Annotated in this window: 23 protein-coding genes and 2 pseudogenes; 10 read left to right on the top strand and 15 right to left on the bottom strand. The window is 72.4% G+C overall.

The annotated features are described in order from the left end of the window. Positions 1–56 precede the first annotated feature (56 nt). Positions 57–803 (bottom strand): SDR family oxidoreductase, encoded by a 747-nt coding sequence (locus CG740_RS22235; RefSeq protein ID WP_100576990.1) that lies wholly within the window; start codon positions 801–803, stop codon positions 57–59. 103 nt (positions 804–906) lie between these two features. Between CG740_RS22235 and CG740_RS22240 the strand changes: the two genes are divergently transcribed. Both CG740_RS22240 and CG740_RS22245 read left to right on the top strand, forming a co-directional pair. Further along, a complete protein-coding gene (locus tag CG740_RS22240) occupies positions 907–1,551 on the top strand; it encodes a TetR/AcrR family transcriptional regulator (RefSeq protein WP_100576991.1) in 645 nt (214 codons plus the stop codon). 310 nt (positions 1,552–1,861) lie between these two features. Then, positions 1,862–2,722 (top strand): esterase/lipase family protein, encoded by an 861-nt coding sequence (locus tag CG740_RS22245; RefSeq protein ID WP_100576992.1) that lies wholly within the window; start codon positions 1,862–1,864, stop codon positions 2,720–2,722. Between the two features lie 95 nt (positions 2,723–2,817). Here the strand turns inward: CG740_RS22245 and CG740_RS22250 are convergent, their stop codons facing one another. Beyond that, positions 2,818–3,888, bottom strand: a complete 1,071-nt coding sequence (locus CG740_RS22250; RefSeq protein WP_100576993.1) for a lytic polysaccharide monooxygenase auxiliary activity family 9 protein — start codon at positions 3,886–3,888, stop codon at positions 2,818–2,820. A 199-nt stretch (positions 3,889–4,087) separates the two neighbouring features. Then, the gene (locus tag CG740_RS22255; protein WP_100576994.1) at positions 4,088–4,861 is read right to left on the bottom strand and encodes a maleylpyruvate isomerase N-terminal domain-containing protein; all 774 of its coding nucleotides are present in this window, start codon (positions 4,859–4,861) and stop codon (positions 4,088–4,090) included. Positions 4,862–5,057: 196 nt separating this feature from the next. Here CG740_RS22255 and CG740_RS22260 point away from each other — a divergent pair, with 196 nt between their 5' ends. Both CG740_RS22260 and CG740_RS22265 read left to right on the top strand, forming a co-directional pair. Then, on the top strand, positions 5,058–5,534 hold the full coding sequence (locus tag CG740_RS22260) for a GNAT family N-acetyltransferase (protein ID WP_100576995.1): 477 nt from the start codon (positions 5,058–5,060) through the stop codon (positions 5,532–5,534). 67 nt (positions 5,535–5,601) lie between these two features. Then, positions 5,602–6,174: pseudogene (locus tag CG740_RS22265) on the top strand (class I SAM-dependent methyltransferase); the annotation flags it as partial. 76 nt (positions 6,175–6,250) lie between these two features. Here CG740_RS22265 and CG740_RS22270 read toward each other — a convergent pair. Further along, positions 6,251–6,757: a DUF402 domain-containing protein gene (locus CG740_RS22270; RefSeq protein WP_100576997.1), complete on the bottom strand. Its 507-nt coding sequence runs from the start codon at positions 6,755–6,757 to the stop codon at positions 6,251–6,253. Positions 6,758–6,921: 164 nt separating this feature from the next. On the opposite strand from CG740_RS22270, the gene CG740_RS22275 reads away from it, so the two are divergent. Beyond that, positions 6,922–7,296, top strand: a complete 375-nt coding sequence (locus CG740_RS22275) for a GntR family transcriptional regulator (RefSeq protein ID WP_100576998.1) — start codon at positions 6,922–6,924, stop codon at positions 7,294–7,296. Positions 7,297–7,527: 231 nt separating this feature from the next. On the opposite strand, the gene CG740_RS22280 is transcribed toward CG740_RS22275, so the two are convergent. Then, positions 7,528–8,622, bottom strand: a complete 1,095-nt coding sequence (locus tag CG740_RS22280; RefSeq protein ID WP_100577394.1) for a DUF5925 domain-containing protein — start codon at positions 8,620–8,622, stop codon at positions 7,528–7,530. Positions 8,623–8,786: 164 nt separating this feature from the next. Between CG740_RS22280 and CG740_RS22285 the strand changes: the two genes are divergently transcribed. Then, positions 8,787–10,178, top strand: a complete 1,392-nt coding sequence (locus CG740_RS22285) for a GH39 family glycosyl hydrolase (RefSeq protein ID WP_100576999.1) — start codon at positions 8,787–8,789, stop codon at positions 10,176–10,178. A gap of 5 nt (positions 10,179–10,183) precedes the next feature. On the opposite strand, the pseudogene CG740_RS22290 reads toward CG740_RS22285, so the two are convergent. From CG740_RS22290 to CG740_RS22310, 5 genes and pseudogenes are all read right to left on the bottom strand, one after another. Continuing rightward, a pseudogene (locus CG740_RS22290) lies at positions 10,184–11,464 on the bottom strand (lipopolysaccharide biosynthesis protein); the annotation flags it as partial. Between the two features lie 92 nt (positions 11,465–11,556). Then, positions 11,557–12,366, bottom strand: a complete 810-nt coding sequence (locus CG740_RS22295) for a polysaccharide deacetylase family protein (protein WP_100577000.1) — start codon at positions 12,364–12,366, stop codon at positions 11,557–11,559. Then, complete coding sequence (locus tag CG740_RS22300; RefSeq protein WP_100577001.1) at positions 12,363–13,388, bottom strand: glycosyltransferase family 2 protein; 1,026 nt, start codon at positions 13,386–13,388, stop codon at positions 12,363–12,365. Before CG740_RS22300 ends, CG740_RS22295 begins: the two co-directional genes overlap by 4 nt. Next, on the bottom strand, positions 13,385–14,203 hold the full coding sequence (locus CG740_RS22305; RefSeq protein WP_376211859.1) for a glycosyltransferase family 2 protein: 819 nt from the start codon (positions 14,201–14,203) through the stop codon (positions 13,385–13,387). The genes CG740_RS22300 and CG740_RS22305 overlap by 4 nt, the downstream gene beginning before the upstream one ends. Before the next feature lie 372 nt (positions 14,204–14,575). Beyond that, positions 14,576–14,998 (bottom strand): hypothetical protein, encoded by a 423-nt coding sequence (locus CG740_RS22310; protein ID WP_199846541.1) that lies wholly within the window; start codon positions 14,996–14,998, stop codon positions 14,576–14,578. Positions 14,999–15,268: 270 nt separating this feature from the next. On the opposite strand from CG740_RS22310, the gene CG740_RS22315 reads away from it, so the two are divergent. Then, on the top strand, positions 15,269–16,078 hold the full coding sequence (locus tag CG740_RS22315) for an SGNH/GDSL hydrolase family protein (protein ID WP_100577003.1): 810 nt from the start codon (positions 15,269–15,271) through the stop codon (positions 16,076–16,078). 6 nt (positions 16,079–16,084) lie between these two features. On the opposite strand, the gene CG740_RS22320 is transcribed toward CG740_RS22315, so the two are convergent. After that, complete coding sequence (locus tag CG740_RS22320) at positions 16,085–17,710, bottom strand: serine/threonine-protein kinase (RefSeq protein ID WP_100577004.1); 1,626 nt, start codon at positions 17,708–17,710, stop codon at positions 16,085–16,087. 275 nt (positions 17,711–17,985) lie between these two features. Between CG740_RS22320 and CG740_RS22325 the strand changes: the two genes are divergently transcribed. Further along, complete coding sequence (locus tag CG740_RS22325) at positions 17,986–18,249, top strand: hypothetical protein (protein WP_199846542.1); 264 nt, start codon at positions 17,986–17,988, stop codon at positions 18,247–18,249. A gap of 29 nt (positions 18,250–18,278) precedes the next feature. Here CG740_RS22325 and CG740_RS22330 read toward each other — a convergent pair whose 3' ends face one another. From CG740_RS22330 to CG740_RS22340, 3 genes are read right to left on the bottom strand one after another with little or no spacing between them, the layout of a single operon-like run. Next, positions 18,279–19,475, bottom strand: a complete 1,197-nt coding sequence (locus tag CG740_RS22330; protein ID WP_100577005.1) for a CaiB/BaiF CoA transferase family protein — start codon at positions 19,473–19,475, stop codon at positions 18,279–18,281. Between the two features lie 48 nt (positions 19,476–19,523). Beyond that, a complete protein-coding gene (locus tag CG740_RS22335; protein WP_100577006.1) occupies positions 19,524–20,306 on the bottom strand; it encodes an ABC transporter permease in 783 nt (260 codons plus the stop codon). Continuing rightward, positions 20,303–21,265: an ATP-binding cassette domain-containing protein gene (locus CG740_RS22340; protein WP_100577007.1), complete on the bottom strand. Its 963-nt coding sequence runs from the start codon at positions 21,263–21,265 to the stop codon at positions 20,303–20,305. Before CG740_RS22340 ends, CG740_RS22335 begins: the two co-directional genes overlap by 4 nt. A gap of 64 nt (positions 21,266–21,329) precedes the next feature. Between CG740_RS22340 and CG740_RS22345 the strand changes: the two genes are divergently transcribed. Both CG740_RS22345 and CG740_RS22350 read left to right on the top strand, forming a co-directional pair. Next, entirely contained in the window at positions 21,330–22,034 is a 705-nt protein-coding gene (locus CG740_RS22345; RefSeq protein ID WP_100577008.1) for a TetR/AcrR family transcriptional regulator, read from the top strand. A gap of 59 nt (positions 22,035–22,093) precedes the next feature. Continuing rightward, entirely contained in the window at positions 22,094–22,627 is a 534-nt protein-coding gene (locus CG740_RS22350; RefSeq protein WP_100577009.1) for a GNAT family N-acetyltransferase, read from the top strand. 33 nt (positions 22,628–22,660) lie between these two features. On the opposite strand, the gene CG740_RS22355 is transcribed toward CG740_RS22350, so the two are convergent. Further along, a complete protein-coding gene (locus CG740_RS22355; protein WP_100577010.1) occupies positions 22,661–23,866 on the bottom strand; it encodes a type ISP restriction/modification enzyme in 1,206 nt (401 codons plus the stop codon). Between the last annotated feature and the right edge of the window lie 3 nt (positions 23,867–23,869).

Here is a 23,869-nt window from a genome sequence, read left to right on the forward strand (position 1 = left end):
CCGCTGTCCCGCTGTCCGGCTTTCCGGCTGCCCGGTTCCGCTGTCCGTCTACTTCCTTAGGCTCCCGAGGCCAGGCGGGCACCTCCGTCCACCGTCAGGACGATGCCGGTCGTGAAGCTGTTGCCCACCAGGAAGGAGATCGCGTCCGCGATGTCCTCGGGGCGGCCGCAGCGGCCGGCCGGGGTGGACTTGGCGTAGGCCGCGAAGGTCTCCGCCTTGGCGTCCTCGTCCATCCAGTCCCACCACGGGGTGTCCACCACCCCCGGTGACACCGCGTTGAAGCGGACCGGGGCCAGCTCCACGGCCAGGACCGGGACCATGGCGGCCACCGAGGCGTTGACCGCGGCCAGGCCGGCCGTGCCGGGCATCGCGGCGCCGGCCGACGCGGCGGTCACGAAGGTGATCGACCCGGTGGGGGAGAGGACGTCGAGCGCGGCCCGCGCGGTGAGGCTGTGCGCGATCAACTTGCCCTCGCTCGCTTCGCGCAGGGCGTCCGTGGTGACCGAGCGGAATGGCCCGGCGGCCGTCGAGCCCGTGGCGGCGACCACGACGTGGTCGACCCGGCCGAGGCCCGCGAAGAACTCCCGCGTGGCCGTCTCGTCCCGGGCGTCCACGACCGAGCCGCTCGCCGTGGCCGCCGTGCCATCGGTCGCGGCCGGTCCGGCCAGGTCGGCCAGCGCGCCCCGCAGACGCTCGGGGTCGCGGCCGGTGACGACGACGTCCCGGCCCGCGCCGAGCTGGCGGCGCGCCGTCTCCAGGCCGATGCCGGAGGTGCCGCCGACGATCACAACTCGCTCATTCATGGTGCGTGTCCTTCCAGGCCCTCTCGTACGGGCCTCCGTGCTTTTCGAGGCTCACTGTCTCGTAAAGAGTATTCCGAGACAGGGTGTCTTGTAAACTGTCCGCATGAAGGAAATCGAGAACGGGCCGGGCGAGCCGGCCGACGGCTCCCCACCCCGTGGCCGCCCCCGCAGCGAGACGGCCAGGCGCTCGGTGCTCGACGCGGCCCTGGAGCTCTGCCGGCGCGACGGGTACCAGGAGTTGACGATCAAGGGCATCGCGGACGAGGCCCAGGTCGGCCGCCAGACCGTCTACCGCTGGTGGCCCACCAAGCAGGACGTGCTGCTCGAAGTCCTGACCGAGCTTCCGCACCGCAGTCAGGCCGAGCTCTTCCCCGACACGGGAGATGTGTACCGCGACGTGGCGGAGCTGCTCGGCCACACCTTCCGCCTCACCCGCGGAGCCATAGGGCGGGCCGTCGTCGGGCTGATGGCCGACGCGCAGGCGGACGCCTCGCTCGCGCGCAGGCTCCAGGCGGAAGTGATCGCCCCGCGCCGGGCCGCGCTGCGCGAGATCCTCGAACGGGGCGTGGCGCGCGGTGAGTTGAGGCAGGACGGGCCCGCCTCCCTCGACCTGGCGGTCGACTTCGCGTTCGGGGTGATGTGGTATCGGCTGCTCAGCGGTCACGCCCCGGTCGATGGCCCGCTCGCCGAGGAGATCGCCGCCGCGCTCGGCCCCCTCCTCGGAAGCGAGGCGGCGCGACGAGGCTGAGGTGCGCGATCGGGCGGGGCGGCGCCTGGGCCGGGTCCCGCCACCCCGCCCGCCCCACCCGCCGGGGCCCCGCACCCCACCCGCCGGGGCCCCGCACCCCACCCGCCGGGGCCCCGCACCCCACCCGCAGGCAAGTGCCGCGCGAGCGGCGCGACAGTTTTTTACTGACGCGTAACTTCACTCCTGGGCTACCCGTGCGTAATTTGGCGTGAGCACGCCCCGTACATACCCAGTACGGCACTCACTTGTGGTCCGGGCCGCAGGGCGAATCCCCCATCGCAACTCCCTTGAGCCGCAAGGAGATCACCCGATGCTGCCCTGGAAACGTGTGCTCAGACCGCTGTCGGCGCTGTTGCTCGCCGCCGCGGCCTCGCTCGCCCCGGCCACCGCCGCGCACGCCCAGTCCGCGCCGAGCAGTGGCTGGAACAACTACGCGTGCAAGCCGTCCGCCGCCCACCCCCGGCCCGTCGTCCTGGTGCACGGCACCTTCGGCAACGGCACCGACAACTGGCTGGCCCTCGCGCCGTACCTGGTCGACCGCGGCTACTGCGTCTTCTCGCTCGACTACGGCCAGCTCCCCGGCGTTCCGCTCTTCGACGGCCTCGGGCCCATCGACAAGTCGGCCGCCCAGCTCGCCACCTTCGTCGACAAGGTGCTCGCCGCGACCGGCACGCCCAAGGTCGACCTGGTGGGCCACTCGCAGGGCGGCATGATGCCGCGCTGGTACCTGAAGTTCCTCGGCGGCGCCCCCAAGGTCAACGCGCTCGTCGGCATCGCCCCCGACAACCACGGAACCACTCTCGACGGCCTCACCCAGCTGCTGCCCTACTTCCCCGGCGCCCAGGACCTGTTGACGCTCGCCACCCCCGGGCTCGCCGACCAGATCGCCGGATCGCCCTTCGTCACCAAGCTGAACCAGGGCGGCGACACCGTCCCCGGCGTCCACTACACGGTCATCGCGACCAAGTACGACGAGGTGGTCACCCCGTACCGCACGCAGTTCCTCGACGGCCCCGACGTCCACAACGTCCTCATCCAGGACAAGTGTGCGCTCGACCTCTCCGAACACGTGGCGATCGGCCTCACCGACCGCGTCACCTACCACGAGGTGACCAACGCGCTGGATCCCGCCCACGCCACCCCCACCACCTGCGCCTCCGCCATCGGCTGACCCGCCGTCGAACCGTCCGCCGCTCACGCGACGACCCCACGAGACCGCCCCCTCCCGGGATCCGGGAGGGGGCGGCGCGGCGTGCGAGCCGGACGTCAGCGGCCGTGCCGGCCGGAGGCCACCGCCTTGCGGCGGAGCGTCCCGAAGAACGCCGCGGCACCCACCGCGATCGCGCCCGCGCCGCCGATGGCGAGGTACGGGGTGCTGCTGTCGCCCCCGGTCTCGGCGAGGTTCTGCGTACCGGTCGTGCCCGTCGTGCCCGTCGTGCCGGTTCCGCCCGTCGTGGTGACCGGGGTGCTCGCCGCCGCCCCGTCCGGCTGCGGCTGGTTGCCGGCGGCCTCCGGGGTCGCGGCCGCGGCGGTGCCCGGCTGCGTGCCCGGGGTGGCGGAGGCGTCGTGGTGGTGCTGGACCGTCGACTTGGCCTCGCCGTCCGCGATCTCCTGGTCGGTGGGCGCGGAGGGCGCCGGAGCGGGGGCGCCCGCCGTGCCGCTGTCCTTGCCGAACACCACGTCGGAGCAGGTGTAGAAGGCCTCCGGGCTGTCCGAGCGCTGCCAGATCGAGTAGATCAGATGGCGCCCGGAGCGGGCCGGGATCTTCCCGTCGAAGACGTAGTCGCCGCCCTGCATCGGCGGGTCGGTGACCTTGACGAACGGAGTCGCCTCCAGATCCGACCACTTGAGGGGCTTCGACGGGTCGTATCCGTCCTTGGTGATGTACAGCTCGAACGAGCCCTTGTGCGGGGCCGTTCCCTTGTAGTGGAAGGTGTGGTTGCCCGCCGACAGCTTGCTGGCCGGCCAGTCGGCGCGCGGCAGATCGAGCCCCTTGTACTTGTCGTTGCCGCCGCTGCACAGTCGGCCGTCCGGGATGATCTCCTTCGACTTGCCCGCGGCGTTGGCCATGTTCACCGCGGCCCAGTCGTAGAAGGCCTGCGCGCCGCTGGCCGCGACGGCCGCCTTGCACGCGGCCGACTTCGGGCTCTCCGGGCCCTCCGCGTAACAGGCCGAGACCCGGCTGACCGGGTCCGTCATGGAACCGTGGGCCGCGGCGGGGCCGGCCGCGAGCCCGGTCAGCGCGAGCGGCACGAAGCCGACGGCGGCGACGACGGCGGCCCTGCGCCGACGGGGACCCCGCTGCGCGGACGCGGTGGAGAGCTGGGGGAAGGTCATCGTGACGTACTCCTTCGATGGTGCACGGGCATGGGGTGCGTGGGGGTTCGCGACTGCCGGAAGTCCCGTCCGGCGCTCAGCACGCTAGCCCCAAGAAACCGTGAAATGCCCTGCTGGGAGCGGGTGATGACGATCCTTATGGTCGCTTTAAGGAGACGCTAAGCGGGGGCACAGAAACGACCTGTGCCCCCTGTCCGTGCTACGCGTTGGGGTCCCAGACCGCGAGCTGCTCCATCTGCTCGGTGTCGCCGGTGGTCTCCAGGCCGTCGAGCGGGGCGCGGTCGTAGAAGTAGAGGACCAGTTCGCTCGCTGCGCCCCGCATCGCCATGTCGCCCGGCTCCGCGTCGGCGGCGAGGCCGTCGGAGCGGACGCCGTCGGCGTTGAGTGTCAGACGCCAGGAGCGGCCCTCGGTCGTGTGCAGGTCGATGGTCGCCGGCTTGAACGGCCAGGGGACGCTGGTCGCCGCGACGGTCGTGAGGAACTGGTCGACGCCCTCGACCGCGATGTCCGTCGGCAGCGGCTGTGCGGCCCCCTGCGTCAGCTGGACGTCGTACGTGTGGACGGCGAGTTCCTGGATCTGGTGCCGGGCCACGGCTCCGCTGGTCTGCGGGGCCTGCGAGCGGCCCCACCAGGTCCAGCAGCCGCGGTCCGGGCCGGCCTCGCGCAGCGCGTCGAGCAGGAGACGGGTCGACTCGGCGAGCCAGGCGTCCAGGGCTTCGCGGTCGCGGGGAGCGGTCGGAGCGCCCTTCGGGTCCGTCCGCGCCGGGGGCTCGGCGCCCGGCCCCGCCCCGACGATGGCGGCCTGGCGGCGGCGCCCGTCGCCGAGGTGCTGCGCCAGTTCGCGCAGCGTCCAGTCCGGGCAGGTCGGGACCTGGACGTCGAGGTCGGGGGCGGATGCGAGCGCGGCGCGGAACGCGGCCGAGCGGTCTTCGATCAGCCGCAGGATCTCGGGGAACTCCACTGTGTTGTGCACGTCGGCTGTGTATCACGGCGCTCCCGCCGCCAGATAGCGAATTTTCGACACAACGCGGCGCCCGGAATGGTGAGTTGGTCTGCGCTGTCCTTGTACAGGCAGGCCTGGACACACGGTGGCTGCCCGGTCCCGACCGCGGGTCCCCGCAGCCGTGATGCAGGGGAACGGGCCCGCCCCCGCACCGTACGGTGACGCCATGGACGACGAGATCAGGCTTGCGAACGCCGCCGACGTGCCCCGGGTCAAGGAGGTCACCGACGCCGCCTACCATCCCTACATCGCACGCATCGGGGTCGTGCCCGCCCCCATGGAGGCCGACCACGCGGCGAACGTCGCGGCGGGGCGCGTCTTCGTCGCGGGGGACCCGGTAGCCGGGGTCCTGGTCCTCGTCGCGGAGCCCGACCACCTCTTCCTCGACTCGGTCTCCGTCCATCCGGACGTCCGGGGCACGGGACTCGGGCGCCGTCTGCTGCGCTTCGTGGACGACCACGCGCGGGCGCTCGGCCTGCCCGAGGTCCGGCTCTACACCAACGCGCTGATGTGGGAGAACCAGGAGATCTATCCGCGGTACGGATACGAACTCGTCGAGCGGCGCGTGGACGGGCCCTACGACCGCCTGCACTACCGCAAGGTGCTGGACCCGCGGGCCGGTGGCGCGGCGGTCCGGCCCTGAGCGCCGGCCTTGAGCGCTGGGCCTGAGCGCCGGGCCGATTGTCAGTGGCGGCTGGCACGATCGGGGCATGGACATCGACTGGGACGAAGCAGCGGCCACGTTCGACAAGGAGCCCGACCACGGGCTGCTCGACCCCCTGGTGCGGGCGGCGTGGGACGAGCGGCTCGGGGGCTGGCTTCCGGAGCGCGCGGGCGAGTTCCTCGACCTCGGGTGCGGCACCGGGAGCCTGTCACTGCTCGCCGCGGCCCGGGGCCATCGCGTCACGGCCGTCGACCGCTCGGCCCGGATGGCCGAGCGGGCCCGCGCCAAGCTGGCCGGCACGGGCGCCGAGGTCCTGACCGGGGACGCGGCCCGGCCGCCCGTCGAGGGGCGCACCTTCGACGTGATCCTGGCCCGCCATGTGGTGTGGGCCCTGCCCGACCCCGAGGCGGCGCTGCGGCACTGGTGGTCCCTGCTGCGCCCGGGCGGCCGGCTGATCCTGGTCGAGGGGGTGTGGGGCGAGGCGGGCATACCCGCCGAGCGCCTCACCGGGGCCCTCGCCCCGCTGAACGCGGAGGCGCGCTACGAACGGCTGTCGGGGGACGCGCGGTTGTGGGGGCGCGAGGTGGACGATGAGCGCTATGCGGTGGTCGCCACGGCGGGCACGGCCGCGGCCTGACGACCGGCGCCCGCCGAGGGGCCCGGGTCCGGTCGCAACCCCGCTTCGGATCGACGGGTCAGTCGATCAGGGCCGTGAACTGGCCGAGTTTCGCCAGGAGTTCGAGCTCGTCCAGGGCAGCGAGCGCGCGGGCCGCCGCCTCGGGGTCGCGCTCGGCAAGCCCGCTCTCGGCGAACTCGTCCTCGTCCAGGCGCAGTACGGTCGCGCCGTCGGCCGAGACCCAGAGGTCGAGGTCCAGGTCCTCCGCGATCAGCTCGCCGTCCCGGGCCACCGCGGGCCGTGTGATGTCGCAGTACCACCCCTTGAGCGCCGCGTCGCCGTCGCGGACCTCCTTCACGGCGTACCAGCGATCGCGCCAGTAGTGCTCGGTGAACACATCGCCCGGCTCGAACCGCACGAAGCCGAAGTCGCGGACGCCCTCGGCCGCCCAAGGGGCGACGGCGGTGAGCCGGACGCCGTCGTCGGACACCACCGACGCCGGATAACGCAGCTTCGTACGCCCGGCCTTGACCAGGACGATCTCGATACGGGTGCCGGCCTCGGCCGAACGTGCGGACGCGGACATGACGTACCTCCGTGGCACATATCTGCTGACAGGAGCGGGGGTGGTGCGGAGAGTTCGGGGCGGTCGTGGCACGGTACGCGGGGGCCGGACGGGGGCGCCTTCGATTTTCGGGACCCGCGCCCCGCGTGTTCCCGGTGGGCTCCGGGGCGGGGGAGAATCGGCCCGTGACCCTCAAGATCGTGATCGACCCGGGCGCGGCCACCGCGCCGTACGAGCAACTGCGCGCCCAGATCGCCGACCGGGCCCGCTCCGGGAAGCTGCCGGTGGGCTTCAAACTGCCCACGGTCCGGGGCCTCGCCGAGGACCTGGGGCTCGCCGCGAACACCGTGGCCAAGGCCTACCGGGCCCTGGAGGCGGACGGCGTCATCGAGACCCGGGGCCGCAACGGCACATTCGTCGCGGCGGCGGGAGACGCCTCGGAGCGGCTGGCCGCGGCCGCCGCGGCCACCTACGCGGGGGAGGCCCGCAGGCTCGGTCTGGATCGGGAGGCCGCCCGCGCCGCCGTGGAGGACGCGCTGCGGGCGGCGTACGGGAAGTAGGCCCGCGCCGCCTGAGCCGGCCCACACCGGCAGTCCGCGCCGGGCCGCACCGGCAGTCCGCGCCGGCCCGCACCGGCAGTCCGCGCCGGCCCGCACCGGCAGTCCGCGCCGGCCCGCACCGGCAGTCCGCGCCGGGCCGCACATGTACCCGGCCCGGCACTGCGGGTGCAGCCCGCACTGCCGATACAGCCTCGCTCCGGATACGGCTCCGTGCTCCGGATACAGCCCCGGCTACAGGTACAGCCCCTCGTCCGACCCCGGGCGCTGGTCCGGGACCGAGGCCGGGGACGTGCCGCGGCGCAGCGCGAACAGCTCGGCCAGGGTGGTGCCTTCGCGGCCGATGCCCTCCTCCGTGCCCAGCCAGCCCACCGCCTCCGACCGGGTCAGCGGGCCGACCTCGATCCGGGCGAGGCAGCGGCCGGGGCGGACCACCGCGGGGTGCAGGCGTTCCAGGTCCTCGTTGGTGGTGACGCCCACCAGTACGTTGCGGCCCTGGCCGAGCAGGCCGTCCGTCAGGTTGAGCAGCCGGGAGAGCGCCTGGCCCGCCGTGTGCTTGGCCTCGCCGCGGATCAGCTCGTCGCAGTCCTCCAGGAGGAGCAGCCGCCACCGGCCCTTCGCGCTGCCGTCGTCCTCGCCGATCGCGATGTCCATGAGATAGCCGACGTCGTTGAAGAGCCGCTCCGGGTCGAGCACGCAGTCGACCTGGCACCAGTCGCGCCAGGAGCGGGCGAGCGTGCGCAGCGCCGAGGTCTTGCCGGTGCCCGGCGGCCCGTGGAGCAGCAGCAGCCGGCCCGCGATGTCGTCCGGGGTCACCTTCATCAGACGGTCCATGGCGTCGGCCACCGGCGCCGTGTAGTTGTGCCGCACCTCGTCCCAGGTGCCGGCCGCGATCTGACGCGTCGTGCGGTGCGGGCCGCGCCGGGGCGAGACGTACCAGAAGCCCATGGTGACGTTCTCCGGTTGCGGCTCCGGCTCGTCCTCGGCCCCGTCGGTGGCCTGTTTCAGGACCTCCTCGGCCAGCTCCTCGCTGGTCGCCGTCACCGTGACGTCCGCGCCCCGGTTCCAGCGCGAGACGAGCAGCGTCCAGCCCGGGCCCTCGGCGAGGGTCGCGCTGCGGTCGTCGTCGCGGGCGGTGCGCAGCACCTTCGCGGCGGGCGGCAGCAGGGTGAGCCCCTTCTTGACCCGGTCGATGGAGGAGCTGTACGAGTACGGCTGCTCGCCCGTGGCGAAGCGGCCGAGGAAGAGCGCGTCGACGACGTCGGACGGCGAGTCGCTGTCGTCCATGGTCAGCCGGATCGGCAGCGTGGCCTCTGGGTTTGCGGACATGCCGCCCATGATCCGGCAACACGTCCGTACGCGCACGTGTTTTGTCCCGTTGAGCGGCGGGGCGCCGGCCGGGCCGGCGGCGGGGTCGCCGGGCGGGGGACGTTCCCTATGTGTTCCGGAGAAACTGGCCGGAACGACAACTACCGCCCGTACGCTGCCTCGTGATGGAACGTCATCGTGGGATCACCGTCCGGAGCGGGAGGCCGCCCGGCAGGGCGCCCCGGGCCAGGACCACCGCGACCCTGGGCGCCGTCCTGCTGACCACGCTCGCGCTCCTGCTGGCGGCGATCGGCTGTACGAGCCGGAACGGCGGCGAGGCCGGGCCGGGGCGGACCGGGGCGAGCAACACCGCCACCGCCCTCGGCTGGGGCTTCACGCACACCCAGTACAGCGCCGACACCGGCGACGACGCCGCGGTGGCGCGCGCCCGCGAGCTCCTCTCGGGCCAGGGCCTGCCGCAGGACCAGGCGATCATGGGCTGGGGCGCCGGCAACCCCGAGCCGTCACCCGGCAGTTACGACTTCTCGGACCTGGACCGGCGCGTCGAACTCATCCGGTCCACCGGTGCCACGCCCGTCATCACGCTGTGCTGCGCGCCCGACTGGATGAAGGGCGGCGAAGCGGGGGCGAGCGGCACGGACTGGAGCGTGCGGTCCCTGGAGACCGCGCCACTGCCCGCGCACTACCAGGACTTCGCGGACCTGGCGGCCAAGATCGCCCGGCGCTATCCGGACGTACGGCACTTCGTCGTCTGGAACGAGTTCAAGGGCTTCTTCGACGACGCCGCCCAGCGCTGGGACTACGAGGGCTACACCCGGCTCTACAACAAGGTCTTCGACGCCCTGAAGCAGGTGAACCACGCCAATCTGGTCGGCGGCCCCTATCTGGTCATGGACAGCTACGGCCCCCAGGACCGGTCGTTCGCTTCCTCGCTCAAGGGCCCCTGGGGCTCGGTCGACCAGCGGGTGCTCGACGCCTTCCGCTACTGGAACAAGCACAAGAAGGGCGCCGACTTCGTGGTCGTCGACGGCGCCAGCTTCACCCGGGCCAACCAGTTGCTCCCCGATGCCTTCGCCGCCACCGACAAGTTCACCGCCGTCAGCGAGTGGCTGCGCGAGCAGAGCGGTCTGCCGCTGTGGTGGGCCGAGTACTACGTCGAGCCCGCCACGTCGGGCTGGAGCGAGCAGCGCCGAGTGGCCACCCAGGCGGCGGGGCTGATGGCCCTGGCGCGCGGCGGCACCGCCACCGCCCTGTACTGGAGCCCGGAGCAGCGGAGCGGATCGTGCCCCGGCTGTCTATGGACGCCGACCCAACAGGGCGACGGTGGCCGGGAGTTGCCGATGTACGCCCTCATCGCCAAGTTCGCCGGGGCCTTCCCGCCGGGCACCCGGTTCACCACCGTCGACGTCGCCGCCGACGACGCACGCAGCGTCCGGGTGCTCGCGAGCGTCAAGAACGTGCTCGTGGTCAACACCCTCGACCGGGCCATCGACGCGAAGGTGGACGGCAGAGCGCTCCCGATGGCCGCCTACGAGGTGCGCTGGCTGACCCGTTGAGGCTCCGCCGGGCGCAGCACCCCGAACAGCCGCACCGCGGCGACCGCCGCGATCACCGAAAGGCTCGCGACCTCGGCGATGCCCACGCCGGTCAGCCCGAGCGGTCCCAGCAGCGCGAGGGTCGATCCGAGCACCAGCACACACAACGCGCCCTGGAGCACGGCGAGTCCGGCCGTACGGCTGCGGGCGCGCAGCACCGCGAAGTACAGCTCGATCACCACCCGCAGCACCGCCCCGACCACCAGCCAGCGCAGCAGCGCCGTGGCATGCTGCGCGTACCCCGGGCCGAACACGCCCAGGATGTACGGCGCGCACACGAAGAGGAAAGCGCAGATCGGCAGCACGATCTTGATCATGCGCAGGAGCGCTTCCCGGGCGTTGCGGCCGAGGCGCCCCGGGTCGTGCGCGCCCTCGACGGTCAGCGAGGCGCCCATGTTGATGGCGAGCAGTTCGACGGTGCCGCCGATGGTCGCGGTGATGTAGAAGTACGCGTTGTCCGCCGAGCTGATCTGCGAGGCCACGATCACCGGCACCAGATACACGACGGCGAGCGCGAACAGCGAGCCCGTGCAGTCGCCGGCCAGGAAGCGGCCCACCTCCCGGAGGGTCGGCGGTCGCGCGGTGTGCGCGGTGAGCTGCACATGGCGGGGGACCAGACGCCGGAACACCAGCCAGCCCAGCGGCAGTACGGACACGGCGATCGCCGCGACCCACGACACGAAGACGCCGCTGGTCGGCAGCGAGGCCGCGATCAGCACCAGGAGCAGCAGCTTGACCGCGGAGAACGCGGTGTTGCCGACCGGCACCCAGAACGCGCTGCGCAGCCCCGTGAGCACCCCGTCCTGCAAGGTGAGGACGGACCAGGCGACGACCGCCGCGATGAAGCCGAGCCCCTTGAAAGGGCCGTGCAGGAAGCGGTACGAGGGCCCCCAGAAGTCCAGCGTCTCCATGAAGACGAGTGCGGCCACCGCGACGACACAGGCGCTCAGGGCGTAGATGCGCAGCACGAGGCGGCCGGTGGCGGCGCCCGACACCGGGATGAAACGCGCCATCGCGCCGGTCAGCGTCAGCGCGGCGAGCCCGGCGAGGAACTTCATGGCGGCGATCGCCGCCGAACCCTGGCCCACCGCGTCATCGCTGTAGTACCGGGCGGCGATCAGCCAGAAGCCGAGCCCGAGGACCGCGCTGATCCCGGTGTTGAGCATCAGCGCGTAGGCGTTGCGCAAGAGCGGGGTGCCCCGGCGCCCGTCGGGGACCGGGGTCCTTGCGTCCTGGGCGGTGCTCACCTCGGTCACGGGTACCGCTCGCCTCCTCCTTGTCGGGTACCGCTCACTACGGCTCGTCCGCCGGTCACCGCCGGGCCTGCCGCCCGGCCCGGTCAGTCGCCACCGAGCCCGCGCCCGGCCCGGCGGGCGCCGCGGAGCACGGCGTAGCCCTTGGTCAGGACGCGGTCGCGGGCGAAGGTGCGGGCGATGTCACGGCCGGTGCCGATGAGCAGCCGCTCGAACTCGCCGAGGCCGGTGGAGCGCCGCACGGTCACCCGCTCCAGGGCGTACGGGCCCTGACGGCGCGCGGCGAGCGCGTTGCCCACGGCCAGCGCCTGCGCGAAGCCCGCCGAGCGGACCGTGCGCCGTACCCGGCGGCTGGAGTAGCCGTAGGGGTAGGCGAACGAGACCGGAGGCGCGCCGAGTTCGTCGGCGATGATCTCCTTGCAGCGCAGGGTCTCGAACCAGAGCCGTTCGTCGGCGAGTTGGTCCAGCTGCGGATGGCTGTGGCTGTGCCCGCCGATCTCGGTTCCGGCCGCCGCGAGTGCGCGCACCTGGTCCCAGTCGAGCATGGTGTCCAGGGCGCCGCCGCCGTCGTGCGGGCCGCGCAGCCAGCCCGTCGACACGAAGAGCGTGGCGGCGAAGCCGTACTTGGCGAGCACCGGCAGGGCATGGCGGTGCACCCCCTCGTAGCCGTCGTCGAAGGTGATCAGTACGGGGCGGCGCGGCAGCGCCCCGGCCGTGCGCCAGGCGTGCGCCAGCCGGGCCGTGGTGAGCGGAGTGCAGCCGAGATCGGCGATCACCCCCATCTGGTCCGCGAAGGCGTCCGGCGAGACGGACAGGCCGTACGCCTCCTTCGCGGGGCTGTGCGCCACCGAGTGGTACATCAGGATCGGCACCGGGCCCGGGTGAGCGGAGTTCATGCCGCCTCGCCCTCCTCGCCCGCCCGGGTGGACCCCACGCGCTCGATCGGGGCCACGCTGAAGGTGGCCCCGCCCCGCAACGCCCTTACGGTGCCCAGCAGATAGCCGCCCGCGGCCACCGCGACCCCGGCCACGATCGCACCCGCCCGGCCCGCGCCCCCGGGCCGCCCGAGTACCGCGTCCCGCAGCCCGCGCGCCACGCCGGCCGGCAGGACCCGGCTCGTATAGCGGCGCTCGGACTCAAGTCCCTTGCCGGAGCCGACACTTCGGGCCACCAAGGCCTTGGACAGGCCTTCCGCGTACGCCCTCGTACGGAAGTAGCCGAAGCGTTCGCGGGCTGCGGGCACCCGGTGGTGGATCACCGAGCGGTCGTCGATGAGCAGCACGGCGCCGGGCAGTGCCCCGCTGAGCCGGATGCACAGCTCCGTCTCCTCGCAGCCGAGCGGGCGCTTGTCGCCGTCGCGCCCGATGCCGGTGGCGAAGCCGCCCGCGGCGTCGAACGCGGAGGCGCGGAAGGAGGCGTTGCCGCCGAGGACGTTGCGCACCTCGACCCGGCCGGGCGGCAGCCCCCGGTAGGTGCAGCCGACGATCCAGTCGAACTCCTCGGGGAACCAGGCCGGCCTGCGCCCCGAGGCCCAGGCCGGCAGGGTGCGGCCGCCCACCGCCATCACGCGCGGGTCGTCGTAGCCCTCGGCGAAGTGCCGCAGCCAGTCCCGCTCGGCCACCGCGTCGTCGTCGAGGAAGGCCACGAACTCGCCCCGGGCCACCGCGATCGCGGTGTTGCGTCCCGCCGAGAGGCCGCGGGGGCCCGCGTTGGCGAGCACCCGCACCGCCCCGGATGCCGTGTGCTCCGCGTACTCCCGGGTGAGCCGTTCCCTGAGCCGCTCGTTGTGGTCCACCACGAGCAGCGTCTCCAGGGCGGGCAGCGACTGCGCGCGCACCGAGGAGACCGCCGCCAGGATGTCCTCCCAGCGCTCCTCGGTGTACGCACAGATCACCACCGAGAATTGACGCTTCGTCAACTCACCTCTCCTCGCCGTGCGTTGAGGAAGACCGCCTGGGTCCTCCGGTGGGCGCGAGGCACCGCCTTCTCTCTGAGGATCACCTTCAGGACACGGATGCCGTCGCGCACCGCGCTGAGGTTGGAGACGCCGTGGATCCGGTTGTACTCGTAGCTGGGGACCTCCTGGACGCGCAGGCCCGCCTTGACGATCCGGATGTTGATCAGCGTCTCGATCTCGAACCCCGAGCAGTCGAGCACGATCTTGTCCAGGCAGTGCTTCCAGAAGGCGTTGTAGCCGTAGCAGAGGTCGGTGTAGCGGGCCCCGAACTTGCGATTGACGATGCCGCACAGCACGGCGTTGCCCAGCTTGCGGATCGGGGTCATGTCGTCGGTGCCGCCGCCGTTGGCGAAGCGGGACCCCTTGGCGAAGTCGGCGCCGCCGACCAGGGCCGAGACATAGCTGACGATCTCCTCGCCGTCGGCCGAGCCGTCCGCGTCGACCATGACGACGATGTCTCCGGTGCAGGCGGCGAAGCCGCTGATCAGCGCGTCGCCCTTGCCTTTGCCGACCTGCTTGACGACCACCACGTCGGGCCACAGTTCGCGGGCCACCTGCACGGTGTCGTCGGTGGAATTCCCGTCGACCAGGACGACTTCATGGATCCAGTCCGGAAGTGTCCCGAAGACGTGGGGAAGGTTTTTCGCTTCATTCATCGCCGGGATGACGACGCTCACCGGCGGAGCAATGGCGAGATTCGCCGAGACCGGTCGATAGGCCCGGGATATTCGGTCGACGGCGACGGATTCCGAATGAATGTTCGGCGAATCCGCCATCAATTGATCTTCGCCCGGAGCGGCCGGGCGCACGGAAGGAATCATGATGAGTCTCTGTCCCTCTCGTCCGGTGGACCGCCCGCCCCCGGGCGATCCGGATGGTTTTCCGGTTACGAAAGGGGGGTTCTCAACCCGGTCGTGACGGCATGGCACGCCGCACTTGCCGGGTGAGCTGGCTTTGCTGGCCGCGCGGCCCGTGCTCCGGCCTCCACAAGGTGAAGGCCGACCACGGCACCCCCCTACCGCGCCCCGCACCGGTGGCCATCACGGCGCTTGAGCCCTCCCCCAGTGCCGTTTGACGATGGACCGTTGCGGGTGGATGCAAGACGGTATTGATGACGGGGACTTTAGGGCAAGACCCCACTCGGGGCCCTACCTTTCGCTGTTTTCGACCGTTCTTTCACGGCCGGTCCCCAAGGGATTCACCCCCGTTCCCGTGCCGAGCAGGAAGAGGAGAAGGCTGATCGCGCCCACCGCGGTAACGCCGTTGCGGGTCGACCAAAGGTGCAGACCTGCCATGGTTTCGGCGGCCAGCAGATCGATGAGTACCGCTCCCGACAACGACGCCACCCAGCGGGCGAGCGGTTCCAGTCGGCGCAGCAGGAACGCGGTCGCTTCCGTGGGTGCGGCCAGCAGATAGAAGAGCGCGAGCGGAGCGCGCAGCGGAGAGTCCAGATCGGCGTACGCCAGGGCGGCGCCGACGGCGGAGGCGGCGAAGACCGCTCCCGCGAGGACGGCGAGCAGATCGGCCCGGACGGGTGAGTCGACTGCCGATCTGTCACTGATGGTCTGCATTGGCGACGGTTCCCCCCGATGCGCCGGATGCGAGGCTTCAATGTGTCGCAGTTCGGACAGTCCCGTCAAGACACCGACTCGCTTGCTGTGAACGGAGATTGACGGACTGTCAGCGGAGTGTGGTGCTCCGGTGAAGGATTACTCGCGAGTTGCTGACGGATCGCCAGATAGCCGCAGATGTCCGTCGGTTGTTCTTGGCATGGACACTTCCGGAGGGCTGTGGGGGCTGGTACCACTGCCGTGGCGGAAAACCCGCTACAAGGAGGTTCCATGAAACTGTCCCGAATCGCGGCATATGCATGGGCGCTCGTGCTGACCACCGCGCTTTCCCTCACCGGGGCCGGCGTGGCATCAGCGGCAACCCAGGCGGCCGGATCCCACTACGTGGCCCTCGGCGACTCGTACTCCTCCGGCGTCGGCTCCGGGAGTTACGACAGTTCGAGCGGCAGCTGCAAGCGTTCCACCAAGGCCTACCCGGCGCTGTGGGCGGCGGCGCATTCACCCGCCTCGTTCAACTTCACCGCTTGCTCGGGCGCTCGTACGGGTGATGTGACGTCGAGCCAGCTCGGCCCGCTCGACTCGTCCACCGACCTGGTCTCGATCACCATCGGAGGCAATGACGCAGGGTTCTCGGACGTCATGACCAACTGCGTCCTGTACTCGGAGTCCACCTGCCTCAGCAAGGTGGCGGCGGCCCGCGCCTACGTCGACTCGACGCTGCCCGGACTGCTCGACTCGGTGTACTCGGCGATCAGATCCAAGGCACCCAACGCCCATGTCGTCGTCATCGGATACCCGCACTTCTACAAGATCGGCGGCAGCTGCATCGCGGGCCTCAGCGAGAACTCCCGCTCGGCCATCAACGGCGCCGCCGACGAGCTCAACTCGGTGACCGCCAAGCGCGCCGCCGACCACGGCTTCGGCTTCGCGGACGTGGTGGGGGGCTTCACGGGGCACGAGATCTGCTCCAGCAGCCCGTGGCTGAACAGCGTCGTATGGACCAACATCGGCGAGTCCTACCACCCCACCGCCGCCGGTCAGTCGGGCGCCTACCTGCCCGCCTTCACCCGCGCGGCCTGAAACCGCTCAGCCGGAGGGCGGGGAGGAGCCCGTCGGTGACTGGGGGGAGGAGGCCCCGCCCGTCGGTGTCTCCTCCTCGCACGTCACCTGGTACGCCACCGCGTCGGACGAGACCTGCACCGGCGCACGCACCTCGACACGCACCTCGTTGGAGCCGCTGTGCGAGGGCGACTCGGTGTGCACGACCTGCCGGGTCCTCGGGCTGCCCGAGGCGAACGAGAGCGTCTTCCAGCCCGGGTCGGACGACTGGCCGTCCCGGGTGACCCAGCGGTACTCCACCTGGGCCGGCGCCCGCCCCACGGTGAAGACGGCGACCATCGAGGGCGCCGAGCTGTTCGGAGCCGGACACGGGCCCCGGTAACTCCCGCGCAGGACCTGCACGTTGACCGCAACCGACTGCTCGGGGGTCGGCGAGGGCGACGGGCTGCCGCTCGCGGACGCGGACGTGGGGGGCGGGCTGCTCCTGGGAGTGGACCCGGTCGCGCCGGGCGGCTGAGCGGGGTGCGAGAGGGAGGGGGTGGGCGAGCCACCCCCTGAGGAAGTCCCCCGGCCCCCCTGCCCGTTGTCCCGTACCAGCAGGTACACGAGGAGTCCGAGGACGAGCAGCAGCACCACGACACCGACCGCGACCGCCGCCCCGGTGCGGGAGCGGGGCTCGCCGCGCGCCGGGGGGCCGGGGGCCTCGGCGGGCGCGGCGACGGGTCCGAGTACGGAGGTGGGCGGCAGGGCGGGCGGACCGACCGGGACCGTGATGGCCTCGTACCGGTCCATGGGGGAGCGCACGGTGCCGCCCGCCGCGACGAGCCGCAGCTGGTGCTCCGCCTCCTCGGCGGGCAGCCGCTCGCCGGGTTCCTTGCGCAGCAGTCCCTCGATGACCGGCGTCAACGGGCCCGCCCGGAGCGGCGGTTCGAGGGAATCGGCCACCACGGCCCGCAGCGTGGACAGCGGGGTGTCCTGGCGGAACGGCGAGTTGCCCTCTACGGCGGCGTACAGGAGGACGCCGAGCGACCACAGGTCGGAGGCCGGTCCGGGGGTGTGGCCCAACGCCCGTTCGGGGGCCAGGAATTCGGGTGAGCCGACGACCTCCCCGGTCAGGGTGAGCGTCTGGCTCCCGGCCACCGTGGCGATGCCGAAGTCGGTCAGGACCACCCGGCCGTCGTTGGCGAGCAGCACGTTCCCGGGCTTCACGTCACGGTGCAGCACCCCCGCGTCGTGCGCGGCCCGCAGAGCGGCGAGCACCTCGGCGCCGATCCGCGCGACGCGCTGCGGGGGCAGCGGCCCCTCCGCGTCCAGCACGTCGGACAGGGCCAGGCCGCGGATCAGCTCCATCACGATCCACGGCCGTCCGTCCTCGGTGGCCACGTCGTACACGGTCACCACATTGCGGTGCGAGATGCGGGCCGCGGCCCACGCCTCCCGCTCCAGGCGGGCGTACAGGCGGGCCGCCTCGGGGGAGTCGAGCGCGGCGGGGGCCAGGACCTCCTTGACGGCCACCTCGCGCCCGAGCACCTCGTCCCGGGCGCGCCACACGATGCCCATGCCGCCCCGGCCGAGCGGCGAGAGAAGCCGGTAGCGGCCCGCGATCGGACGTTGCTCACTGCCCGGCACTTCGCTCACTGGCGAGCCCCCCATCCGCGGCGGAGAAACCCTTCCAAGTTAGCTCAGGGCCGGGCCGCTGCCGCCCCCTTGAACGGCATTGCGCAGCACGTACGAACACGGGTCGCGACTCTGTGTGATGGGCAGTCACGAATGTGTCCAACTCGCCCTGGAATCAGATGTATTCGGAGCGTAATCGTCAACCCGGTGCCCCTGAAGGTGAATCCTGCCACCGGATTCACGAGTGTGACGCGGGGGCGATAGGGTTACCCTGCCCGGGGCCGGGTGCCCTCGTACGGGTGGGGAGTGACATGGAACAGATAACGATGCACAGCAGGGCGCGAGTGCCTGCCATCACCTGCGGGAGCAGCGCGACCAGTTCGCGGCTCGACCGCCATCTCTCGGTGCTCGGCGGCCCTGCCGTCCCGCAGCGCGAGGCGGCCGAGGCGACGTTGCTGATGCGCGAGCTGACCTCGCGTGACATCGCACACACCCGCAGGAGCAAGAGCGCTCGCGTCTCGCTCTTCGCGCCGCTGCGGCGGCTGCGCCGCTCGCTCTTCGGCAGCCGCGGCTGAACCCACTCCCGACACCGGGCGCCCCGCGTTCAGGCGATCACGCCGTCCCGGCGCAACTCTGCCAACTGCTCGTCCGTCATTCCCAGGGCCCGCAGCGTTGCGCAGGTGTGCTCGCCGAGCGCGGGCACCGCACCCATGCGCGCCTCCTGACTGCCGCCCAGATTGATGGGCGGCAGCAGTGCCCGCAGCGGCCCCACCGCTGATCCCACCTCTCGCCAACGGCCGCGTGCCGCGAGCTGTGGATGCGCGGCGACGTCCACGACCGTATTGATCCGCGCACACGCGATCCCCGCCGCTTCGAGCCGGGCGATCGCCTCGGCCGCCGTGAAGGTGGCCAGCGCCCGCGCCACCGCCTCGTCCGTCCTCGTCCGGTGCGCCACCCGCGCCGCGTTGGTGGCGAAATCCGGATCGTCCGCCAACTCGCGCCGCCCCAGGACCAGTTCGGCGAGCCGACGCCACTCGCGGTCGTTCTGCACCGACAGCAGCACCTGCCCGCCGTCCGCCGTGTCGTAGGCGTCGTACGGCGCGATCACGGCGTGCGCGACGCCGGTGCGCGCCGGTTCGGTGCCTCCGTGCATCACATGGTGCAGCGGATGCCCGAGCCACTCGGCGAGCGCCTCCAGCATGGAGATCTCCACCGGGCCGCCGCGCCCGGTCGTGCCGCGCCGTACGAGGGCCGCCAGGACGCCCGAGAAGGCGTACATGGCGGCCGCGATGTCGGCGGCCGGGATTCCCGCCTTGACGGCCCGCTCGGGCGTCCCGGTGACGGAGACCAGGCCCGCCTCGCACTGCACCAGCATGTCGTAGGCCCGCTTGTGCGCGTACGGGCCGCCGGCGCCGTACCCCGATATGTCGACGGCGACGAGCCGGGGGTGCGCCGCGCACAGCGTGGCCGCGTCCAGGCCGAGCCGGGCGGCGGCGCCCTGCGCGAGGTTCTGCACGAACACGTCGGCGTCCGCGACGAGCCGGCGCAGGACGTCGAGGCCGCGCGGGTCCTTCAGGTCCAGGGCGACCGACTCCTTGCCCCGGTTGCACCACACGAAGTGCGAGGCGAGGCCGCGCGCCGCGGTGTCGTAGCCGCGTGCGAAGTCGCCGCCGTCGAGGCGCTCCACCTTCACGACGCGGGCTCCCAGATCGGCGAGCTGCCGTGTGGCGAAGGGTGCGGAGACGGCTTGTTCGACGGCGACGACGGTGATGCCTTCGAGGGGCAGTGGCTGAGTGCTCATGGCCGTACTTATCGCGTACGGGTGGTTCCTGTCACCCGGCGGTGCCGCTCAGCGGCCGTTGTGCGCGTACCGGCGCACCGCGAGCGGCCCGAAGACGAGCAGCAGGAGGCCGCACCAGGCGAGCGAGCCCGCGATCGGATGGGCCACCGGCCAGGCGGCGTCCGCGGCGGGCGCGGCGTTGCCGCAGAGGTCGCGGACGGCCGAGGCGACCGCGCTGATGGGGTTCCACTCGGCGATCGTGCGGAGCCAGCCGGGGAGGCGGTCGGTGGGGATGTAGGCGTTGGAGAGCAGCGGCAGCATGAAGGTGGCCGAGCCCAGCTGCCCGGCCGCCTCCTCGCTGCGGGTCAGCAGGCCGAGGAACAGGCCCGCCCAGGTCGTCGCGAGGCGCAGCAGCATCAGGAGCCCGAAGGCGCCGAGCGCGCCGAGCGGCCCGGAGTCGATCCGCCAGCCCACCGCGAGCCCCACGAGCATCAGCGGGACCATGCCGAGCGCGGTGGTCAGCAGGTCCGCCGCGCTCTGGCCCACCGGGACCGCGGCCCGGCTCATCGGCAGGGTGCGCAGGCGGTCCATCACGCCGCGGTGCGAGTCCTGTGCGGCGTGGAACATTCCGGTCATCAGGCCGCCCGCGGCGGTGGCGACGAGGAGGCCGGGCACCAGATAGGCGCGGTACTCCTCGCCGGGCATGGCGAGCGCGCTGCCGAAGACGTAGCCGAAGAACAGCAGCATCGATATCGGCATGGTCTGGGTGAGGATGAGCACGCCGGGCGCGTGCTTGATGCGCTGGAGCTGACGGCCGAGCATGGCCGTGCTGTCGTACGCGAGCGAGGTCATGTCACAAGCTCCTTGCGGGAGTCGGCGGCGGTGGTGAGGCGCAGGAACACCTCGTCGAGGGTGGGCGGGCGCAGGCTGACGTCGAGGATCGGCACCGCGGCGCCGTCCAGTTCGCGCACCAGGCGGGGCAGGGTGAGTGTCGGGTCCATGGAGACGGCCCCCACCGTCCTTGTGGCGGTGTCGAGTTGGGGACGGGCCCCCGTCAACTGGTCCAGCACTGAGGCTGCTTGGGGCAGGTCGTCCTCGTCCGCGACCACGACCTGGGCGTAGGAGCCGATCCGGGCCTTGAGCTCGGCCGGGGTTCCGGTGACGGCGGCGCGGCCCTGGTCGACGAGGACGACGTGGTCGGCGAGCCGGTCGGCCTCCTCCAGATACTGGGTGGTCAGCAGCACCGTGGTGCCCTCGGCGGTCAGCTCGTGCACGGCGGACCAGATCCGGTTGCGGCTCGCCGGGTCGAGCCCGGTGGTGGGCTCGTCGAGGAACAGCACGCGGGGGCGGGTCAGCAGGCTCGCCGCGAGGTCGAGGCGCCGCCGCATGCCGCCGGAGTAGGTGCCGGCCGCCCGGTCGGCCGCGTCCGCCAGGTCGAACCGCTCCAGGAGTTCGGCGGCCCGCTCGCGGCCCGCCGCTCCGCGCATGCCGTGCAGCTTGGCGAACAGGCGGAGGTTCTGCCGTCCCGTGAGTTCGACATCGACGGAGGCGGACTGGCCGGTGACTCCGATGGCCCGGCGCACCGCGTCCTGCTCGCGCACCACGTCGTGACCGGCCACCCGCGCGGAGCCCGCGTCCGGCGCGAGCAGCGTCGTCAGCAGGCGTACGGCCGTCGTCTTGCCTGCGCCGTTGGGTCCGAGCAGCCCGCAGACCGTGCCCTCGGCCACGGCCAGATCGAGCCCGCGCAGCGCGTGGACCGCGCCGAAGCGCTTCACCAGACCTTCACTAAGTACAGCGTACGTAGTTGTCATGCGGCTCACCATAGCGCACTACGTACGGTGTACGTAACTACGATGGGGGGCGAGGTGATGATCCATGGCAGGGCGACCTGCTGAACCAGAAGTGATCTGGGCGCGCCCCGAGCGCGCCGGACGGGGCCCCAGGCCCGCATTCAGCCGTGCCGACATCGCGGCCGCCGCCGTACGCATCGCGGACACGGAGGGCATCGACGCGCTGTCCATGCGCCGGGTCGCGGCCGAACTCGGCTGCGGAACGATGTCCCTGTACAACTACGTGCCGCGCAAGGAGGACCTGTACGAGCTGATGGTGGACGCGGTCAGCGCCGAGTACGACCTGTGCGACCCGACCGGGGACTGGCGGGCCGACGTGCTCGCCCTCGCCCACCAGACCCGGGCGCTGATGCACCGCCACCCCTGGGTGCCGCGCCTGATGTCCCCGGTGTACGGCTTCAGCCCGAACGCCCTGCGGTACCTGGAGCACTGCATGACCTGCCTCGACCCGCTGGAGGCGAAGTACGGCACCAAGATGGAGCTGATCGCCTCGGTGACCGGCGTGGTCACCACCTACGTCGCCAACGAGATCGCCACCGCCGAGCGGACGCGCTCGCTGCCCTGGTCGCCCGAGCAGGAGCAGAGCGTGCGGATCGCCTACCTCTTCAGCCAGGTCGCCACCGGCCGCTATCCGCGCCTGGCGGCCGCCTTCGCCGAGGACTCGGGCCCCATCGACCTGGACGCGGTCTTCGAGCGGGCCCTGACGAGGACGCTCGACGCCTTCGGCTGACGGCGGGGGCGCGGGAGGCGGATTTCCGGCGGGGACCCTGGTCCGTGCAGGATGGCCCCATGACCGAGATCCGCACCCCCCGCCTCCTGCTGCGCCGCTGGACCGACGACGACCTCGTCCCGATGGCCGAGATCAACGCCGACCCGGAGGTCATGCGCTGGATCGGCGACGGCTCGGTCCGGGACCTGGAGAGGACCGCCGCGGACATCGAGAGGTGGGAGGAGGAGTGGGACGACGAGGGCTTCGGGCTTTTCGCCGTCGAGCTCCTCGGCTCCGGCGAGATGATCGGGTTCACCGGCCTGTCCGTGCCGCACTTCCTGCCCGAGGTCGAGCACGAGGTCGAGATCGGCTGGCGGCTCGGCCGGCCCTTCTGGGGCCAGGGATACGCCTCCGAGGCAGCGCACGCCGCGCTGGAGTTCGCGCTCCAGGACCGCGGGCTCGGCCGGGTCATCAGCGTCTCCCGGGTGGGCAACGACGCCTCCGAGAACGTGATGCGCAAGCTCGGGATGAAGCAGGAGCGCGAGACGGTCCACCCGGAGTTCGGGCACGCGCTGAACATCCACTCCATCGACCTGACCGAGTACGCCGCCTGAACCCCGGCCGCCCCGGCCGGGGTTCAGGCGGCGTCAGATGAGGGCGAACTGGCCTCCCGGTCCCTCCTCGTGGTGATCGAGCACGGAGGCGGGGTGGCGCGCGCCGGCCGGTACGGGCAGCACACCGGCGGCCCGCAGTGCGCCGCGCGTCACCGGTTCGGCGAGGGCCTGTGTCAACTCGGCCCGGTCTGAACAGAGTTCGCCGAGGAGGGCGAGCACGGTGATCAGCTCAAGGAGGTCGGACGTCCACTCCTGGGGCCAGTTCGCGGGGCCGACCGCGGCGAGCGTGCCCGCATCGGCGGGCCCGGTGCGCCGCTCGAACCACAGCTCCAGCATCCGCACCCCGCCCACCCGGAACTCCCAGGCCCCGGGCGGCACCGGCGAGATGCGGCCGCCGTCGCCGAGGTGCAGCACCTCCTCGGCCGCGTCGTAGCGCAGTTCGCGCGGGCGGGCCGGGACGGCCGCGCGCACATAGGGCCGCCGCCCGCCCGGCAGCCGCGGCTTCTCGCCGCCGCGCGCCCCGCGCACCATCAGGTCGCTCATGCGCTGCCCCAACTCCACGCCGGTGGACCAGAGTTGAGGGTCCCGAGGCAGCGCCACGAGGCATCCCGCCGGGCTCGGACGGGCCACGGCCAGGGACCAGGAGGCCACCTCCTGCGGGGCCACCGCATGCCCGTACATCCCGGCGAGGAACGCGGGCAGGCCGGGTACGAGGTTCGGCTCCAGGCCGCCCGGGCGCCGGTAGAGCGGGCGGATGCGGCCGGGCCGGCCGGCGGGGGAGCGGCCGTCGGGCAGCACGGCCGAGACGGTCAGGGCGGGCCCGTCGGCCTTCGGCACGTATCCCTGCTCGACCACGAAGAGCTGGTGTTCGTCGGCCACCCGCCACAGCTCGGGCCGGGCGGCGTCGAGCAACCGCTGGTCCGGTATCAGCCACTGCTCGTCGAAGGGCCCGTGCTGGACACGGACCGGATCGGGGCAGGGGCCCCGCTCCTGCGCGAACGGGCCGGTGCCCGTGGTCCTGCCCGGCAGCGCGGCCACCGCGGAGCGCGGCGTACGGGCCCGGCTCGGGCCGAACAGACGCTCCCGCTCGGCCCCTTCGGACCGTACGAGCAGGTCCCAGCGGGAGCGCAGGGTGCGCTCGTCGGGCGCCAGCACCCAGGGGCGCCCGAGCCGCAGCGGGGGCACCGACCAGGGCATCAGGTCGTCGAGGAGGGGCACGTCATCGCTCACAGCCAGCATGCT

Source organism: Streptomyces sp. CB01201 (assembly GCF_002803085.1).
Classification (GTDB): Bacteria; Actinomycetota; Actinomycetes; order Streptomycetales; family Streptomycetaceae; genus Streptomyces; species Streptomyces hundungensis.